Source organism: Krasilnikovia sp. MM14-A1004 (assembly GCF_047159485.1).
Classification (GTDB): domain Bacteria; phylum Actinomycetota; class Actinomycetes; order Mycobacteriales; family Micromonosporaceae; genus Actinoplanes.
Map to the genome: position 1 here is coordinate 3,028,264 of NZ_AP038773.1, position 18,134 is coordinate 3,046,397.

An 18,134-nucleotide genomic window follows, 5' to 3' on the forward strand; every position below is an offset into this window, starting at 1 on the left:
GCGGGGCGTCCGGCGCTCGCCGCTCATGCATGGGCGAGGTCGTGGACGACCGCGACGGGGCATCGCGAGTGGTGCAAGAGGTGCTGGCTGACGGAGCCGCGCAGCAGGCCGTGCCACGCCCCGTGGCCGTGGGTGCCGAGCACGACGAGCTGCGCCGCGGCGCTACTGTCCGCCAGCGCGTGCGCGGGGTCACCGGTGATCACCTCGGGGGTCACCGCGACCTGCGGGAAGGATTCGCGCCAGGCGTCCACCAGCGCGGTCAGGTGCCGGTTCTGCTCCTGCTGGCTCACCCGCGGGGTGGGCGGGTCGCCGTCGCCCGGCGGGGTCCAGGCGTGGACCGCACGCAGCGCCGTGCCGCGGGCGGCGGCCTGCGCGAACGCGAACGCCAGCGCGGGCGGGGTGCAGTCGGAGTCGTCCACCCCGACCACCACGGGCGCGGCCGGGTCGGTGGCGCCGCGGACGACCACGACCGGGCAGTGCGCGTGGGCGCTGACCGCGACGCTGACCGAGCCGAGCAGGCTGCCCATCGCGGTGTGCCCGCGGCTGCCCAGCACCACCAGGCTGGCGGCGGACGACCGGTCGATGAGGGTGAGGACGGCACCGGAGTGGGCGACCGACGTGGACACCTGGACGCCGGGGTGGCTGAGCCGGGCGGTGGCGGCGGCGCGTTCCAGCATGCCCGCGATGGCGCGTTCCGTCTCGGGGTCCGGCCAGGGGGCGGGGACGGGGACGGTCGCGGCGGCGGGCGACCACGTCGGCCATTCGTACGCGCAGCACAGCTGCACCGCCGCGCCGGTGCGGGCGGCCTCGTCCATGGCCCACCGGCTGGCGGCCCTGGCGTCCGGCGAGCCGTCATACCCGACAATGATCATCTTTTCGGGCATAGTCGGGTCCCCTTCCGTGTCTGTTCCCCGATCGTGGGCCGTGGCGCGCCCGCCGGTCAGGGCGCCTGGTCCCGTCCGGACGGGCCGTCCGGCCCGCCCGGGACCTTCGTCCCTTGGTCATGGGAACACCGGCAGGGTAGGAAGGAGCAATGATCCGAGTTTTCCTGCTCGACGACCACGAGGTCGTCCGGCGCGGCCTGGCCGATCTGCTGCACGCGGCCGGCGACATCGAGGTGGTCGGCGAGTCCGGTTCGGCCCAGGAGGCCGCGCGCCGCATCCCCGCCCTGCGCCCCGACGTGGCGGTCCTCGACGCGCGCCTGCCCGACGGCAACGGCATCGACGTGTGCCGCGACGTACGCGCCATCGACTCGTCGATCAAGGGGCTCATCCTCACGTCCTACGAGGACGACGAGGCGCTGTTCGCCGCCATCATGGCCGGCGCCTCCGGGTACGTGCTCAAGCAGATCCGCGGCACCGACCTGGTGGACGCGGTGCGCCGGGTCGCCGCCGGGCAGTCGCTGCTCGACCCGGCGGTCACCCAGCGGGTGCTGGAGCGCATCCGCAACGGTGTCGAGCAGCCGCGCGAGCTGGCGTCGCTCACCGAGCAGGAACGCCGGATCCTGGAGTACGTGGCCGAGGGCCTGACCAACCGGGAGATCGCCGGGCGGATGTTCCTGGCGGAGAAGACGGTGAAGAACTACGTCTCCAGCCTGCTGGCCAAGCTGGGCCTGGAGCGCCGCACCCAGGCCGCGGTGCTCGCCACCCGCCTGCTGGGGGAGCACCCGCACACGCTCTGACACCGCACGGTGCGCCCCGGGACCGATGGGTCCCGGGGCGCCCCTGTGCCCGCGCCGTGGCGGGCGGTTCAGCCGGTCAGGACGTGGGCGGCCCGGTCCGGTTGAGGTAGATGGAGTTGTTGGTGCCGCGCACGAACAGGTCCAGCGAGCCCTGGAACACGCCGGGGCCGGGGGCGGACGGCGTCGCGCCGCCACCCGGAACCGCCGACCAGCCGCTCCACGCACCGTTGGTCAGCGCGTTGACGTAGATCGCGTTGTCGGTGCCCCGCACGAACAGGCCCAGCGAACCCCGGTACGCGATGGGCGCCGGGGACGACGGCGTGGCGCCGCCGCCGGGCACCTGGTACCAGCCGCTCCACGTGCCGTTGTACAGCCAGTTGCCGTAGAGGCGGTTGTCCGTGCCACGGGCGAACACGTACAGCGTGTTCTGGTAGACGGCCGCGCCGGGACCCGAGGGCGTCGCGCCGCCGCCGGGAACCTGGTACCAGCCGCTCCATGTGCCGTTCGTGTCCCGGCTGAAGTAGACCCGGTTGTCCGTGCCCTGCACGAACAGGTACAGCGTGTTCTGGTAGACCACCGCGCTCGGCGTGCCGCGGGTCGCGCCGCCGGGCACCTGGGACCACCCGGACCAGGTCGTGCCGTTCAGCCGGTTGAGGTAGATGCGGTCGTCGGTGCCGCGGGTGAACAGGTGGAGCTGCGACTGGTAGACCGTGGCCGCCGGGGCGGACGGGGTGGCGCCGCCACCGGCCACCTCCCGCCAGCCGTACCAGAACACGCCGTCGGCGGCCTGGGTGTAGATCTTGTTGTCCGTCCCCCTGACGAACAGGTACTGGGTGTCGTTGTAGACGGTGGTGGCGGGCTGGTCGGCCGTCGTCCCGCCGCCCGGTACCGGTACCCAGCCGGTCCAGGCCGCGGTGGGCGGCGCGGCACTGGCGGCGACGGGTTGCGCCACCGCGAGCGCCGTGATCGTGATCATCGCGGCGAGGCCCGCGACGATCGCGCGGACGATGCGCCGGCCCCCACCGGCGTGCGCCTGATGAACCATGAGTGGTTCCCCCTTCGATCATCTCTCCGCACCTCGGTGTGCGGAGCCATCGATAACGATCGATCGATCGGACCGTACTGAGGGGCCGTTCAGGGGAACTAGAGGCTTTGGACCCTTGCCGGACACGTCACGTCAGGTGACGACGAGGCCACGCTCGCGGAACTGGCCGCGGACCCGGTCGAGCAGTTCGGGGCTGGGACTCGGCGTGTCCTTGAGCGGGTAGTCGAGGCCCAGCGCCGCGTATTTCGGCGCGCCGAGGGTGTGGAACGGCAGCACCTCGACCCGCTCGACCGTGCTCACCCCGGCCACGATGTCGGCGACCGCGGCCACGTTGTCCACGGCGTCCGTGAGTCCGGGCACCAGCACGAAACGGACCCAGATCGGGATGCCGCGGTCGGCCAGCCGGTGCGCGAAACGGACCGTGGGCGCCAGCCGCCCGGTCTTTGTCACCTTCTGGTACGTCTGCGGGTCACCGGACTTCACGTCCAGCAGCACCAGATCGGTGGCGGCCAGCAGGGCGTCGTCCGCCCGCTCGTCGAGGAAGCCGCTGGTGTCCAGTGCGGTGTGCAGCTCCCGATCCTTGCAGGCCTGGAACACGGCCCGGACGAAGTCGGGCTGCTGCAGCGGATCGCCGCCCGACAGGGTCACGCCGCCGCGTGCGATCTTGACGAAGCGCTCGTACCGGTGGACCTTCTCCATCAGCTCGTCCACCGTGGTGGCGGTGCCGCTGCGCCGGTACCAGGTGTCCGGGCTGTGGCAGTACAGGCAGCGCAGCGGGCACCCGGCCAGGAACGCCACGAACCGGGTGCCGGGGCCGTCCACCCCCACGGACACGTCGTAGGAGTGGACGGCGCCGACGATCTGTTTCAGGGCAGGCGTCACCTTCGGGGCAGGCGTCACCCTCGGGGCAGGGGTCACAGAGCACCGTGGAAGGTGCGCGAGATGACGTCGCGCTGCTGCTCCGCGGTGAGCCGCACGAAGTTCACCGCGTACCCGGAGACCCGGATGGTCAGTTGCGGGTAGTTCTCCGGGTGCACCATGGCGTCCTCCAGGGTGGCCCGGTCCAGCACGTTGACGTTGAGGTGGAAGCCGCCGGCGTCGGTGTAGCCGTCGAGCACCCCGACCAGGTTGTCGATGCGTTCCTCGCGGGTGTGGCCCAGCCCGTCCGGGGTCACGGTCGCGGTCAGCGAGATGCCGTCGCGGGCGCTGCGGTACGGCAGTTTGGCCACGCTCAGCGCCGCCGCGATCAGGCCGTGCTTGTCGCGCCCGTTCATCGGGTTGGCGCCGGGCGCGAACGGCTCCCCGGCGCGCCGGCCGTCCGGGGTGTTGCCGGTGTGCTTGCCGTACACCACGTTGGACGTAATGGTGAGCACGGACAGGCTCGGCTCCGCACCCCGGTACGTGGGCTGGCGGCGCACCTTGTCCATGAACCGTTCCACCAGGTCCACGGCGATGGAGTCGACCCGGTCGTCGTTGTTGCCGAACGTCGGGTACTCGCCGTCCACCTGGTAGTCGACCGCGTGGCCCTCCGCGTCGCGCAGCACCTTGACCTGGGCGTGCTTGATCGCCGACAGGCTGTCCGTGGCGACCGACAGGCCCGCGATGCCGGTGGCCAGGAACCGGTGCACCGGGTGGTCGTGCAGGGCCATCTCGATCCGCTCGTACGCGTACTTGTCGTGCATGTAGTGGATCACGTTGAGCGCGTCGACGTACGTCTCGACCAGCCAGTCCAGGGTCTTGTCGTAGGCCGCCATCACCTCCTCGTAGTCGAGGACGTCGCTCTCCAGCGGCGGGCTGACCGGCGCCACCTGCGCCCCGGTGAGCTCGTCGCGGCCGCCGTTGATCGCGTACAGCAGCGCCTTGGCGAGGTTGGCGCGGGCCCCGAAGAACTGCATGTCCTTGCCGACCCGCATCGCCGACACGCAGCACGCGATCGCGGTGTCGTCGCTGTACGCGGGCCGCAGCAGGTCGTCGTTCTCGTACTGGATCGAGCTGGTGTCCAGCGACACCTGGGAGCAGAACTTCTTGAACCCCTCGGGCAGCAGCGGCGACCACAGCACGGTCAGGTTCGGTTCCGGTGCCGGCCCCAGGTTGTACAGGGTCTGCAGGTACCGGAAGCTGGTCCGGGTGACCAGCGGGCGCCCGTCGGTGCCGATGCCGCCGATCGCCTCGGTGACCCAGGTGGGGTCGCCGGAGAACAGCTCGTCGTACTCCGGGGTGCGCAGGAACCGGATGATCCGCAGCTTGATCACGAAGTCGTCGATCAGCTCCTGCGCCGCGGTCTCGTCCAGGGTGCCCTCGGCGAGGTCGCGCTGCAGGTAGATGTCGAGGAAGGTGGAGGTGCGGCCCAGCGACATGGCCGCGCCGTTCTGCTCCTTGGTGGCCGCCAGGTAGCCGAAGTACAGCCACTGGATCGCCTCGCGGGCGGTGGTGGCCGGGCCGGACAGGTCGAAACCGTACGCCGAGGCCATCTCCTTCAGCTCGCCGAGGGCGCGGATCTGCTCGGCCAGCTCCTCCCGTTCGCGGATCACGTCCTCCGAGGAGAGGCGGTCGTCGGCGGCCTTGATCGCGCGGCGTTCGGCGATCAGCGTGTCGACGCCGTACAGGGCGATGCGGCGGTAGTCGCCGATGATCCGGCCGCGGCCGTACGCGTCGGGCAGGCCGGTGATGATGTGCGAGCGGCGGGCCGCCAGCACGTCGGCCGGGTAGGCGTCGAAGACCCCATCATTGTGGGTCTTGCGGTACGTGGAGAAGATCTTCTTCACGGTCGGGTCGATCTCGTAGCCGTACGCCTTGAGCCCGCCCTCGACCATGCGCAGCCCCCCGGCGGGCATGATCGCCCGGCGCAGCGGGGCACTGGTCTGCAGGCCCACGATCAGCTCGTTGTCGCGGTCCAGGTACCCCGGCGCGTGTGCGGTGATGGTCGACGGGGTGTGCGTGTCGACGTCGAAGATCCCGCGCTGGCGCTCCTCCACGAACATCTGCTGCAGCGTCGCCCAGATCTGCCGGGTGCGCTCGGTGGGGCCGGCCAGGAACTCCGCCCCGCCGGTGTACGGCGTCACGTTGTCTCGGATGAACCCGGCGACGTCGATCGACGGACGCCAGCTCTGGCCCTCGAACCCACGCCAGGCATCGTGCGATTCAGCCTGCATTTGCCCCTCCTCGTGTCCATCTCCAGCATCTCCACCGGTCGCCCGCGCCGGACACGGCCGAAGGTCCCGTCCGCCCGGTGCCCTCGCCCTGCTCAGCCGGGGGGTGCATGCGGCGGCGCCAGGACCCCGGACCGCGCGGCCCGGCGTCCTGGCGCCGCGGTGGGCGGTCAGGGATTGGTCGGCGCCTCCGGTGTCGGCCACGTCCAGTCCGCGATCCTCGGGTCGTCCTCGCCGTGGGTCCGGGTGTACGCCCGCGCCTGCTGGCGGGCGTCCACCATCGCCTGGCGCAGGTGCGCGGCCCGCGAGCCCAGGCCGGGCACCCTGTCGATCACGTCGATGACCAGGTGGAAGCGGTCCAGGTCGTTGAGCATCACCATGTCGAACGGCGTGGTGGTGGTGCCCTCCTCCTTGTATCCGCGCACGTGCAGGTTGTCGTGGTTGGTCCGGCGGTAGGTGAGCCGGTGGATCAGCCACGGGTATCCGTGGTACGCGAAGATGATCGGCTGGGCCGTCGTGAAGATCGTGTCGAACTCCTTGTCGGACAGGCCGTGCGGGTGCTCGCTCTCCGGCTGCAGCCGCATGAGGTCGACGACGTTGACCAGCCGCACCTTGAGGTCGGGCAGGTGGGTGCGCAGCAAGTCGGCGGCGGCGAGCGTCTCCAGCGTCGGCACGTCACCCGCGCAGGCCAGCACCACGTCCGGCTCGGTGCCCGCGTCCGTGCTGGCCCATTCCCAGATGCCCAGGCCGCGACGGCAGTGCAGGGCGGCCTGCTCCATGTCGAGCCAGTTCGGCGCGGGCTGCTTGCCCGCGACGATCACGTTGACGTACTGGCGGCTGCGCAGGCAGTGGTCCATGGTGGACAGCAGCGTGTTGGCGTCCGGTGGCAGGTAGACGCGGACCACCTCGGACTTCTTGTTGACCACGTGGTCGATGAAGCCGGGGTCCTGGTGCGAGAAGCCGTTGTGGTCCTGGCGCCACACGTGGCTCGACAGCAGGTAGTTGAGCGACGCGATCGGGCGCCGCCACGGGATCTCGTTGGTGGTCTTGAGCCACTTGGCGTGCTGGTTGAGCATCGAGTCCACGACGTGGATGAACGCCTCGTAGCTGGTGAACACGCCGTGCCTGCCGGTCAGCAGGTAACCCTCCAGCCAGCCCTGGCACAGGTGCTCGGAGAGCACCTCCATGACCCGGCCGTCGGGGGAGAGGTGCTCGTCGTACTCGGTGGAGCGGGCCGTGAACGCCCGGTCGCTGACCTCGAACGCGGCGCCGAGCCGGTTGGAGGCCACCTCGTCGGGGCCGAACAGCCGGAACCGGTCCGGGTTCGCGCGGGCCACGTCGCGCAGCCACTCGCCGAGCACCCGGCACGCCTCCCGGGTCGGGTGGACGGGGTGCTGCACGTCGACCGCGTAGTCGCGCCAGTCCGGCAGCACCAGGTCGCGCAGCAGTTCGCCGCCGTTGGCGTGCGGGTTGGCGCTCATCCGCCGGATGCCCTTGGGCGGCATGGCGGTCAGCTCGGCAACCGGCGCGCCGATCGGGTCGAACAGCTCCTCCGGCTTGTACGAGCGCAGCCAGCGCTCCAGCTGCGCCAAGTGCTCCGGGTTGTCGCGGGTGCCGGCCAGCGGCACCTGGTGCGCGCGGAACGTGCCCTCGACCGGGATGCCGTCCACCTCGCGCGGACCGGTCCAGCCCTTCGGCGTACGGAAAATGATCATCGGCCAGCGCGGCCGCGTGCCGTCGCCGGTGCTCCGGGCATGGCGCTGGATCGCCGCGATGGTGTCCAGGGCCTGGTCCATCGCGGCGGCCAGGCTCTGGTGCACGAGCGCGGGCTCGTCGCCGCTGACGATGATCGGCTCGTACCCGGAGCCCGTGAACAGCGCGACCAGGTCGGACTCGTCGATGCGGTCCAGCACTGTCGGGTTGGCGATCTTCCAGCCGTTGAGGTGCAGGATCGGCAGCACCGCGCCGTCGCGGGCCGGGTTGAGGAAGACGTTGGACAGCCAGCTGGCGGACAGCGGGCCGGTCTCGGCCTCGCCGTCGCCGACCACGCAGACCACGGTCAGGTCCGGGTTGTCGAAGGCGGCACCGTACGCGTGCATCAGCGAGTAGCCGAGCTCGCCGCCCTCGTGGATGGAGCCGGGGACCTCGGGCGCCACGTGGCTGGGGATGCCACCGGGGAACGAGAACTGCCGGAACAGCCGGGCCATCCCTGCCTCGTCCTGGCTGACCGACGGGTACAGCTCGCTGTACGTCCCCTCCAGCCAGGTGTTCGCGACGATGGCCGGGCCGCCGTGGCCGGGGCCGATGATGTAGATCGCGTTGAGGTCCCGGTTCACGATCTGCCGGTTGGTGTGCGCGTAGATCATGTTCAGGCCGGGGCTGGTGCCCCAGTGCCCGAGCAGCCGGGGCTTGATGTGGTCCGGCTTCAGCGGTTCGCGCAACAGCGGGTTGTCGAGCAGATAGATCTGACCGACCGTGAGGTAGTTCGCCGCGCGCCAGTACGCGTCGAGCCGGCGCAGCTCGTCGTCGGTCAGCGGCCCTTGCAAGGCTTGGGTCGAGGTCATGCTCGGATCCTCCCGTATGCACTGCGGTGCGGTGCCCCGTTCGGGGGAACCGCCACCATGCTTTCGGGCGGCGTTCACCGCGATCAGGGCCAGAGGTCCCGCCGCGCCGGTCCGGTCGGTCACGCCATTGCGCGGAACTGAAATACCGGGCTAATCCGTACCTTTGTGGTATCCGGCGCGTACGGGGCGCCGCGCCTGGAAGGTTCCCCCCTTGCTGCTCTCCTCCCGTCTGCTGGCCGCCGGTGCCGCAGGCCTGATCCTCGCCGGGGGCCTCACCGCCCCGGCCACCGCCGCCCCGGTCGCTCCGGCCCCGGCCGCGACGGAGCCCACCGCCACCGCCGACGCGGCGCCCTCCGCGCGGACCAGCGCCGCCGAGGCCCGCCGGGTCGACCGGGTGCCCACCCCCAAGCTGGACTGGTACGGCTGCTACGGCTGGGCCCAGTGCGCGACCGCCGAGGTGCCGCTGGACTACGACAACCCGCGGGGACGCCAGGTCACCCTCGCCCTGGTGCGGGTGCGCGCCAAGGACCAGGAACGCAAGATCGGCAGCCTGTTCGTGAACCCCGGCGGCCCCGGCGTGCCCGCCACCTACATGGCCATGGCCGCTCCGGAGTTCCTCAGCGACGCGCTGCTGGAACGCTTCGACATCGTGGGGGTGGACCCGCGCGGCATCGGCGCCAGCGACCAGGTCCAGTGCTTCCCGTCCACCGGCAAGCAGACCCGGGCCCTCAAGACGCTCAACACCCTGCCCTTCCCGATGGGCGCCAAGCAGGTGAAGTCGTACGTCAAGTCGGCCGGCCGGCTCGCCCGCGGCTGCTCCACCACCGGCCGGGAACTGGCCGGGGCGATGAGCACCGCCGAGGTCGCCCGCGACATGGACGTCATGCGCCGCGCGGTCGGCGACGACAAGCTCACCTACCTCGGCTTCAGCTACGGCACCGCACTCGGCCAGTACTACGCGAACATGTTCCCCGACCGGTTCCGGGCCCTGGTCGTCGACGGCACGATCAACCCACGCGCCTGGGTCGGCAACCGCAGGACCGGTGACACGAACCTGGACGCGCGGCTGCGCTCGGCCGACGGCGCGTACCGGGCGCTGATCGAGCTGCTGCACCGCTGCGAGCGGGCCGGCACCACCAAGTGCGCCTTCGCCGGCCCGGACACGGTGCGCAAGTTCGGCACCATCGCACGCCGGCTCAAGCGCAAGCCGCTGAACCTCGGCGAGGGCATGCGCTTCACGTACGCCCTGTTCGTCACGGCCGCCCTGGAGGCCCTGTACGACCCGCAGGGCAGCGACGGGCTGTCGAACATGCTGGCCGCCCTGTGGACCATGACCGATCCCCAGCGCGGCGCCACGCCGGACGAGATCTCCGCGGCCACCGTCACCCTGCGGGAGCGGCTCACCCCACGGCGCGCCGACCGGGGCTTCCCGTACGACAACTCGCTGGAGGCGTACGCCGCCGTCATGTGCACAGACGGACGGCACCCGGCCTCGGCCAAGGGCTGGGCCCGCCAGGCGGCCGCGGCCGACCGGCGCGCACCCTACTTCGGGCGGGCGTGGGCGTGGGCCAGCGTGCCGTGCGCCCGCAACGACTGGACCGTGCGCGACGAGGACGCCTACACCGGGCCGTTCAACCGGCGCACCGCCCACCCCGTGCTGGTCGTGGGCAGCTACTGGGACCCCGCCACCAACTACCGGGACGCGGTCAAGGCCGCCGACCTGCTGCCCAACAGCCGCCTGCTGAGCAGCGACAACTGGGGCCACACCGCGTACGGCACGTCGGCGTGCGCGACCGGCTACGTCGACCGTTACCTGCTGTACCGGGACCTGCCGAAGGCCGGGACGGTGTGCGAGGGCGACGCCCAGCCGTTCACCACGCCCATCGAGCAGGGTGAGAAGTCCGGGCTGGCGTCGTTCGACCTGAGCACCGCCACCCCGGAGCAGGTCGTCGCGCACGGCCTGCCCGCGCCGGGCGAGCCCAAGCTGCTGCCGCCGGTGGACCGTACGCCGTTCGCCGGCTGATCGGGACCGGGTGCCCCGCCCTCCATGCCTCCGGGCGGGGCACCCTTCCGGTGCTGGAGGTCAGCGCTTCCAGAACGTCGCCCGGCGCCCCGGTGAAGGCCGATCGGTGTCCCCGCCGCCGGAGCGCGACCCCTGCCCGGCCGCGAGGAAGGCGTCCAGGGTCTCCCGGGCCGCGCGCCACCGGGCCGCGAGGTCCTCGCCGGAGTTCAGCCGGTCCACCAGCGTCCGTAGCGGCTCCACCGCCGGGTCGCTGATCCCGGCCAGCAGCACTCCGAGCCGGCTGGCCAGGTCGGACAGCAGGTCCCGGCGCTCGGCCGTGGGCAGCGCCTCGGCCTCGCGCAACCGGCGCGCCTCCACCGTGAGGATGTCCCGCAACCCGTCCACGCGCGACGTGCCGTGACCGTGCCGGACAGCCCCGGCTCCGGCTCCGGCCCCGCCCCGGCGCAGGCGCATCACCGACGGCACGGCCGCGAACGTCTGCGGCGGCCCGGCAGCATCGGGCCCGGCCGGGGACATCGGCGCCGCGGCGAAGGGCTGCGCGGGACCTCCCGCGAGGGGCTGTCCCGGACCCGCGGCCCGCGCCGAGGCCCGCGCGGGGCCGAACCCCGTCGACATCGGCGCCGCGGCGGGTGGGGCCGGCGGTGCCGCGCTGAGGCTGATCATGGGCGCCACCGATTCGACGGGCGACGCCCACCCGGACGGCAACTCGACCGGCTGGGTGACCCGCCGCGGCGCGCCGTCGGCCGCCACCACCCGGGCGTCCACCGCCACGTACGCGGTGAACCGGCACAGCACGCCGAACCGCAGCGAGGTTCCCACGATCTGCGGCTCCAGGTCGTGCTCGCCGGCGGCGTACCGGTCCTCCAGGTCGCGCAGCCGCGCCCGGGCCCACTGGGCGGTCACCGCGGATTCGTCGCGCCGTTGCACCGCAACGGTGGCCGTGAACGGCCGGTCGTCGCGGGTACGCCCGGTCACCGTCAGCTCGCCGGCGGCCGCCCCCGTGTACCGGCCGGTGATCACGAGCGGCACCCCCGGGTAGAGGCCCGGCAGCCGGTGCGGGCTGCGGGTGTCGTCCATGGTGGCCAGCCTGTCGGCGCTGATGCTCAGGTCGGTCACCAGGGGCGAGCCGATCCGGCGGTGGATGTGCTCCATCGCCTCGTCCAGCCGGTCCTCGCTCTCGACCAGCTCGCAGCGGCCCGCGCCGAGCGCGGCCAGCCGCCCGAGGAAGCCGGCGTTGACCGCGCGGTCGATGCCCACCGCGTGCACGCGGGTGGTCCCGATCAGGCCCGCGACCTCGGCGAGGATCTGATCCTCGTTGCCGACCTGGCCGTCGGTGACCAGGACGAGTACCCGGTCGCGGCCCTTGTCGTCCGCGGCGTGCAGCAGGCTGAGTCCCTCGTCCAGCGGAGCCAGCAACTCGGTGCCGCCGCGGGCGGTCGCCCGGGCCAGGTGCTCCACCGCGCGGAAGCGGTTGCGGTCGCTCGCCCCGACCAGGCCGGTGCCGGGCTCGCCGACGCGTTCGACCTGGTGGTCGAAGGTCAGTACGGCGAACCGGTCCGCGCCGGTCAACGTGTCCACCACCCGCGCGGCGGCGCGGCGGGCGGCGACCATCTTCCAGCCCTCCATGCTGCCGGAGCGGTCCAGCAGCAGCACCACGTCCTTGGGCCGGGTGCCCACCGCGGCGTCGGCCGGCGGCAGCAGGGTCAGCTGGTACGTCCCCTGTTCCCCGTGGGTGTCGGGCACCGCGATCGCCGCCTGCGTGGCACCCTCGTACGCCAGCCGCAGCACGAAGTCGCGGTCGGCCCGCTCGCCGGGCCGGATCTCCAGGTGACCGCCGTCGCCCGTGACGGTGTGCAGGCTGGAGCGCACCTCGCCGAGGGTGAGCCCGGCCGGATCGATGTCGACGCCGATCGACAACCGCAGCGGGTTGGGGAAACCGGGCAGCAGCACGGGCGGGGTGATCCGGGAGGCGTCCGGCACCGCGTCGGTGTCGTCGGCATGCCCGTCACCCACCGCGGGGCCGGGCAGCGGCGCGCCGGGGATGTAGCGCGGCGCCACCACCAGCGGGAACCGGAAGGTCGCCGCCCCGTCCTCGTACGGCAGCGGCCCGGCCAGCCGCAGCCGCACGGTGACCCGCTCGCCGGGGGCGATGTTGCCGACCCGCATGGTGAAGACGTCGGGGCGCTCCTCCTCGGCGATCGAGGCGCGCTGCCCGGCCGCGACCGCCCGGTCGTACTGCTGGCGGGCCGCCGCGCGTTCCTGCAGTTGCGCCTCGACCGTGCGGCCGTCGGCGGTCATGGTCATGCCGGTGACGGCGGCCCGGTCCGGCAGCGGGAAGACGTACGTGGCCTCCAGGGCGATGTCGTGCACGTTGACGAACTCGGTGGTCACCACGGTGTGGGCGACGAGCCCCGTGATCGCGGCGTGCACGTCGAGCCGGTCCAGGGGCAGGTTGCCGCGATCGGTGAGCAGGATGCCCACCCCGCCGTCGATCTTCGGGCGGACGGCCCGGTCGAGGTCGGCCCGGTCGAGGTCGGCCCGGCTCAGCGGAAGGACGGAGAAGGTCATCGGGGACTCCCATCGTTGGTGGCGAGCAGGCCGCGGGCGGCGAGCAGGTCGATCAGGGGTTGCGCGGCGGCGGCGATATCGGGGTAGTCGGTGTCGCGCGGGCTGCCCGGCACGAGCAGGACCGCCCCGCCGCCGAGCGCCACCGCGGCCAGCGGCGTGCCCGCGGCCGGGACCGTTCCGGCCGCCGCGCGCCCCGGCCGATCCGGGCCGAGTGCGGCCCGATCCCCTCCGGGAGGGCCCCCGGTGGCACTGGCCGGGCCGATGGGGGTCGGGGTCGGCCGGGGCGGGGCGGATGGCGCTGGGGCTGCTGGTACACCTGGTGCCGCTGGTGCCGCTGGTGCCGCTGGTGCCGCTGCGGCCGGTGCGTCGGCCCAGAATCGGGTCCGCGGCGGCTCGGCACCGGTGGCCGGTTCCGCCGCGATGAGCAGTTCCTGCGGGACGCGGGCGATCTCGGCGAGCTGCGCGTCGCCGGCTCCGGCCAGCTCGGCCTGGATCTCGGCGAGGCTGCACCCCGCGGCCTGGCGCCGCTTGAGCGCCACGAGCTGCAGCAGGTGGCGCGGGCCGTACAGCGCGGTGCGCCCGCGCATCGCGGCGGGGCGGTCGACCAGCCCGGTCGTGGCGTACCACCGGATCGCCCGGCGGTCGGGCAGATCCCGGACGCGGCCGTTGGGCGCGCCGGGATACTGCGCCGCCAAGGCCAGGCGTACGCGCTCCACCAGCTCGTCCATCGTCCACATGTCCACCACAATGACACTGTCATATGTCACTGTCAAATAGAACGACCCGGTCAACGCCCGCGCCGACCCGGACCCCGTACGGACGGCTGATCTCGTCGAGGGTGTCGCGCAGCCAGTCCCTCTCCGCGGTCGTGGCGTGTTCCAGCCGGAGCCGCCGGGCGCGCAGCGGCACCATGCGCAGGCGGGTCAGCGTGCCGTCGGCCGGGTCCAGCCGAGCCAGGTACACCAGCCGCAGGTCCGGCCGGAACCGCTCGTGCCCGCCGATGCCCTCGTAGTCGTTGATCAGGTCGCCGCAGCCGTACAGGATCAGCCGCCCGTGGTGGATCTCGATGGGCCGCGGGTGGTGCGACGAGTGCCCGTGCACGACGTCGGCACCGCCGTCGATCAGGGCGTGGGCGAAGCGCCGCTCGTCGCGCCCCACCCGGTAGCCCCAGTTGCCGCCCCAGTGGAGGCTGACCACGACGAGATCGCCGGGGCGCCGCACAGCGTCGATCACCGCCGCGATCCGCCGCGCCCGGGCATCCGACGGTTCCGGCACGTACGCGACGCCCGGCCCGTCCGCCGCCGCCCATTCGGCCGGGATGCCGCTGGAGGGCAGCCCCGCGGCCACCACCACGATCCGGACGCCGCCCGACGCGACCACGGCCGGGCGCCACGCGGCGGCCCCGTCCGCGCCCGCCCCCGCGGTGCGCAGGCCGGCCGCCCGCAGTGCGTCGAGCGTGTCCACGAGCGCGCCGGCGCCGAAGTCCAGCACGTGGTTGTTCGCCAGGGAGCACACGTCGGGTCGGGCCGCGGTCAGGCAGGTCAGGTTCGCCGGATGCAGGCGGTAGTGGATTCCCTTGCCCGCGGCCGGTGCGCCGCCGGCGGTCACCGCCGTCTCCAGATTGAGCACCCGCACGTCGGCGTCCCGCAGGTGGGGCAGCGCGTCGCCCCACGGCCAGCGCGGGTCCGCCCGGCGGGGTACGGGTCCGTTGACCGCCTCGGCCAGGCGGACGTAGTCGCGGGCGTCGTGCACGTACGTCTCCCACAGCGCGGGGTCGCCGGGATGCCCGAGAATCTGATCGATCCCGCGCCCGAGCATCACGTCTCCGCCGAGGGCGAGACTCACCACGTCCTCACGCTAGCCCGCGCCGGTACTGTCTCGGATGTGGGATAGGATCCCCGATATGAGAACAGAGACGGTCGACGACCGCCTGGCCGTACGGCTCGGAGTGCTGCGGGCGGAGCGGGCCTGGTCCCTCGACGACCTCGCGGCCCGCACCGGCATCAGCCGTTCCACCCTCTCCCGGCTGGAGCGCGGCGAGATCAGCCCGACCGCCGCCCTGCTCGGGCGACTGTGCACCGCGTACGAGCGGACCATGTCGGCCCTGCTGGCCGAGGTCGAGGCGGCGCCGGCCGAGCTGGTCCGCGCCGACGACCAGCCGGTGTGGCGCGACGGGACCTCCGGGTTCACCCGCCGGCTGATCTCCCCGCCGCGTCCGGGCCTGCGCGGTGAGGTCGTCGAGGGGCAGCTGCGCCCGGGCGCGGACATCGCGTACGAGGCGCCGCCGGTGCCCGGCCTGGAACAGCATGTGTGGGTGCTCGACGGGACGCTGGAGCTGACCGACGACGGCCGCCGCCACGAGATCGGCGCGGGGGAGTGCCTGCGCTTCCGGCTCTGGGGCGGCACCCGCTTCCGCAACCCGGGCGCGGTGCCGGTCCGCTACGCCGTCTTCGTGGTGCTGCCATGACCGCCCGGGCGCCGGGGGTCACCGTGCCGCACGTCATCGAACGCCTGACCCTCGCGAGCTTCGACGCCGCCGTCCCCGAGCTGGCCGAGGTGCTGGCCGACGCGGTCGACGGGGGCGCCTCCGTCGGGTTCGTCGCCCCGTTCGGCTCCGACGGGGCCGCCGCGTGGTGGCACACCCAGCGGGATGCGCTCGCCGACGGCACGCTCGCCGTCTGGGTGTCCCGCGGCCCCGGCGGGATCAGCGGCACGATCAGCCTCGCGTACGCGGCGAAGGCGAACGCCCGGCACCGCGCCGAGGTGGTCAAGCTGGCCGTGCACCGGCGGCACCGCGGCCACGGGCTCGGCCGACGCCTGCTGTCCACCGCCGAGGACGCGGCCGCCCGCGCGGGCATCACCCTGCTGCTGCTGGACACCGAGACGGCCAGCCCCGCCGAGCGGCTGTACCTGGCCGCGGGCTGGCTGCGCTACGGAATCGTGCCGGACTACGCCGTGGAGCCGACCGGCTCCCTGCGCGACTGCAGCTTCTTCTACAAGCCGATCGGCACAGCCTGACCGAGCCGATCGGTACGGCCGGACCGAGCCGATCGGTACGGCCGGACCGGCGGTCACAGGGCGGCCAGGATCCGCGCCCGGGTGAAGTCCACGTCCCCGCCGGATGCGTCGCCGTGCGCGACACTCCACAGTGCCGACTCCACCCGGCGCGCCAGACCCCACGCCACGATCCGGTCCGCCGGCAGTGCCAGCTCGTCGGCCAGCAGCGCCACCCGTTCGCGCAGCGCCGGCGCGGGATCCTCGCGGTCGAACGGGTCGTCGATCTGCTCCAGCAGCGGCCACGGGTCGTACGCCGGATCACCCACCATCGGCTTCGGATCGATCGCCCGCCACGCGAGCGGCCCCGCGGCGTGGTGCGCGAGGACGTTGCCCGGGTTGGCGTCGCCGTGCAGCAACACGGTGCGTCCCGCCGAGCCCGGCAGCGTCCGCAGCAGGTCCACCCCTTCGGCGACCAGTCCGGGGTCGAAGCCGGGCCGGAGCCGGTCCATCCGTGCCTGCGCCAGGTCGGCCCACTCGGCGGCGACGTCGGCGAGCGGCTCCAGCGCCGGATCCGTGGCCGTCGGCACCGGCACGGACCAGAGCCCGCGCAGCACGGCCGCGCCGATGCGCAACCGCTGCGCCGCCGGTGCGGGCAGGGCGCCCAGGGCGGTGCCGGGGACACACCGTTGCAACAGCAGGGCGTGCCGGTCGGGGTCGTGGGCCAGCAGCCGGACCGCGTCGCGCCCGGCCCAGTGGCGCAGCGCCACGGGCTCGCCGTACATCTCGCGGTGCGGCCAGCCGATCTTCACCACGGCCGGTGTGCCGTCGGGTAGCTCCGCCGGCGCCACCCAGCTGCAGCTGCCCGCGTGCCAGGGCGGCCCCACCCGTACCCGGAAGTGCTCGCGGACCTGCGTGATCAGCGTCGGCAGTGCGGCCAGCCAGGGTTGCGCCGCCGGGATCCGGCCCAGCGTCGTCAGGACCGGCAGCGTGTCGGGCACCATCTCGTCCAAGTCCAGCACCCTACGGCGCCCCGGCGCGCCCCGGCGCAGGAACTAGAGTTTCCCCGGCGGGTGCCTTCCCGCGATCGTGGAGGGGACGGACGCATGGTCGACCTCGGGCGGATCACGCTGGTCAGCCTGTCGCACGTCAACGATCCCGCGACCACCTGCGTGTTCCCCGGTGATCCACCGTTCACGGTGGAGACGGTCGCGACCATCGCCGACGACGGCTACCACCTGCAGTACGTCCGCGAGGGTGAGCACACCGGCACGCACTGGGGTGCGCCCGGGCATTTCACCGCGGGTGAGGCGCTCGCCGACGAGCTGGATCCGAACGACCTCCTCCTGCCCGCCGTCAGGATCGACATGCGGCAGCGGTGCGCCGACGACCCCGACTACGCGCTGACGGTGGCGGACCTGCGGGACTTCGAACACGCGCACGGCCGTATCCCCGACGGCGCCGCCGTCATCATGTGGACCGGGTGGGAGTCGCGGTGGGGCACCGACGACTTCTATCGGTACGACGCCGACGGGGTCATGCACCAGCCCGGCTTCTCGGTGGCGGCGCTCCAGTGGCTCGTGGACACCGGGCGGCTCGGCCGCAACGGCGCGCTGGGCACCGACACGTTCGGGCCGGACCCGGGCAACGACACCACGTACGCGGTCTCCAAGCTGCTCCACCGCCGGCGCCGGATCAGCCTGGAGATCCTCGCCAACCTCGCCTGTCTGCCCGCGACCGGCGCGTACGTCCTGTGCGGAGGACAGATCAACCGCAACGGTTCCGGCTCCACCGCGCTCATCTACGGGGTCCTGCCGCCCGGCTGAGCGTGCCGTCACTCGAAGAGGGAGTGGTCGCGGCCGCCCTCGGCGCGTCGCCGGGCGCGGCGCCGCACCTGCACCACCACCGCGTCCACCGCGGCCACCAGCGCCCACGCGGCCAGCAGCCAGCCGGGCAGGATCCAGCCACCGCGCCACAGCACGACGGCCAGCACCGAGCACACGACCACACCGAACAGCGCCAGCACCAGACGCAGATTCAACGCACTGTACGGGTGCCCGACCGTTCCCCGGCGCCCCGGCGGCTGCGCTCCGATCGGCATACCCGGTGT

15 protein-coding genes are annotated in these 18,134 nt (G+C 73.1%); 5 read left to right on the forward strand and 10 right to left on the reverse strand.

What is annotated here, in order from left to right; all coding sequences use genetic code 11:
- Positions 1 to 23: 23 nt before the first annotated feature.
- The gene (locus ACMCNN_RS13695; RefSeq protein WP_412746574.1) at positions 24 to 872 is read right to left on the reverse strand and encodes a universal stress protein; all 849 of its coding nucleotides are present in this window, start codon (positions 870 to 872) and stop codon (positions 24 to 26) included.
- A gap of 161 nt (positions 873 to 1,033) precedes the next feature.
- Here ACMCNN_RS13695 and ACMCNN_RS13700 point away from each other — a divergent pair, with 161 nt between their 5' ends.
- Positions 1,034 to 1,681 (forward strand): response regulator, encoded by a 648-nt coding sequence (locus tag ACMCNN_RS13700; protein WP_130512921.1) that lies wholly within the window; start codon positions 1,034 to 1,036, stop codon positions 1,679 to 1,681.
- A gap of 76 nt (positions 1,682 to 1,757) precedes the next feature.
- Here ACMCNN_RS13700 and ACMCNN_RS13705 read toward each other — a convergent pair whose 3' ends face one another.
- From ACMCNN_RS13705 to ACMCNN_RS13720, 4 genes are all read right to left on the reverse strand, one after another.
- Positions 1,758 to 2,726, reverse strand: coding sequence for a hypothetical protein (locus tag ACMCNN_RS13705; RefSeq protein WP_412746575.1), 969 nt, complete (start codon positions 2,724 to 2,726; stop codon positions 1,758 to 1,760).
- Between the two features lie 132 nt (positions 2,727 to 2,858).
- The gene (gene pflA, locus ACMCNN_RS13710) at positions 2,859 to 3,608 is read right to left on the reverse strand and encodes a pyruvate formate-lyase-activating protein (RefSeq protein WP_412746576.1); all 750 of its coding nucleotides are present in this window, start codon (positions 3,606 to 3,608) and stop codon (positions 2,859 to 2,861) included.
- 32 nt (positions 3,609 to 3,640) lie between these two features.
- Complete coding sequence (gene pflB, locus ACMCNN_RS13715; RefSeq protein WP_412746577.1) at positions 3,641 to 5,878, reverse strand: formate C-acetyltransferase; 2,238 nt, start codon at positions 5,876 to 5,878, stop codon at positions 3,641 to 3,643.
- A 167-nt stretch (positions 5,879 to 6,045) separates the two neighbouring features.
- Entirely contained in the window at positions 6,046 to 8,439 is a 2,394-nt protein-coding gene (locus ACMCNN_RS13720) for a phosphoketolase (RefSeq protein ID WP_412746578.1), read from the reverse strand.
- A gap of 211 nt (positions 8,440 to 8,650) precedes the next feature.
- Between ACMCNN_RS13720 and ACMCNN_RS13725 the strand changes: the two genes are divergently transcribed.
- Positions 8,651 to 10,462, forward strand: coding sequence for an alpha/beta hydrolase (locus ACMCNN_RS13725; RefSeq protein ID WP_412746579.1), 1,812 nt, complete (start codon positions 8,651 to 8,653; stop codon positions 10,460 to 10,462).
- Between the two features lie 60 nt (positions 10,463 to 10,522).
- Here ACMCNN_RS13725 and ACMCNN_RS13730 read toward each other — a convergent pair whose 3' ends face one another.
- From ACMCNN_RS13730 to ACMCNN_RS13740, 3 genes are read right to left on the reverse strand one after another with little or no spacing between them, the layout of a single operon-like run.
- Positions 10,523 to 13,030, reverse strand: a complete 2,508-nt coding sequence (locus tag ACMCNN_RS13730; protein ID WP_412746580.1) for a VIT domain-containing protein — start codon at positions 13,028 to 13,030, stop codon at positions 10,523 to 10,525.
- Positions 13,027 to 13,797, reverse strand: a complete 771-nt coding sequence (locus tag ACMCNN_RS13735; RefSeq protein ID WP_412746581.1) for a MerR family transcriptional regulator — start codon at positions 13,795 to 13,797, stop codon at positions 13,027 to 13,029. The genes ACMCNN_RS13730 and ACMCNN_RS13735 overlap by 4 nt, the downstream gene beginning before the upstream one ends.
- Complete coding sequence (locus tag ACMCNN_RS13740) at positions 13,787 to 14,878, reverse strand: CapA family protein (protein WP_412746582.1); 1,092 nt, start codon at positions 14,876 to 14,878, stop codon at positions 13,787 to 13,789. The genes ACMCNN_RS13735 and ACMCNN_RS13740 overlap by 11 nt, the downstream gene beginning before the upstream one ends.
- A gap of 55 nt (positions 14,879 to 14,933) precedes the next feature.
- Between ACMCNN_RS13740 and ACMCNN_RS13745 the strand changes: the two genes are divergently transcribed.
- Complete coding sequence (locus ACMCNN_RS13745) at positions 14,934 to 15,497, forward strand: helix-turn-helix domain-containing protein (RefSeq protein ID WP_412746583.1); 564 nt, start codon at positions 14,934 to 14,936, stop codon at positions 15,495 to 15,497.
- Positions 15,494 to 16,048 (forward strand): GNAT family N-acetyltransferase, encoded by a 555-nt coding sequence (locus tag ACMCNN_RS13750; protein ID WP_412746584.1) that lies wholly within the window; start codon positions 15,494 to 15,496, stop codon positions 16,046 to 16,048. Before ACMCNN_RS13745 ends, ACMCNN_RS13750 begins: the two co-directional genes overlap by 4 nt.
- 53 nt (positions 16,049 to 16,101) lie before the next feature.
- Here ACMCNN_RS13750 and ACMCNN_RS13755 read toward each other — a convergent pair whose 3' ends face one another.
- Positions 16,102 to 17,028, reverse strand: a complete 927-nt coding sequence (locus tag ACMCNN_RS13755; protein ID WP_412747163.1) for an aminoglycoside phosphotransferase family protein — start codon at positions 17,026 to 17,028, stop codon at positions 16,102 to 16,104.
- A 102-nt stretch (positions 17,029 to 17,130) separates the two neighbouring features.
- On the opposite strand from ACMCNN_RS13755, the gene ACMCNN_RS13760 reads away from it, so the two are divergent.
- A complete protein-coding gene (locus ACMCNN_RS13760) occupies positions 17,131 to 17,850 on the forward strand; it encodes a cyclase family protein (RefSeq protein ID WP_412746585.1) in 720 nt (239 codons plus the stop codon).
- 8 nt (positions 17,851 to 17,858) lie between these two features.
- Here ACMCNN_RS13760 and ACMCNN_RS13765 read toward each other — a convergent pair whose 3' ends face one another.
- Positions 17,859 to 18,125, reverse strand: a complete 267-nt coding sequence (locus ACMCNN_RS13765; RefSeq protein ID WP_412746586.1) for a hypothetical protein — start codon at positions 18,123 to 18,125, stop codon at positions 17,859 to 17,861.
- Positions 18,126 to 18,134: the final 9 nt, after the last annotated feature.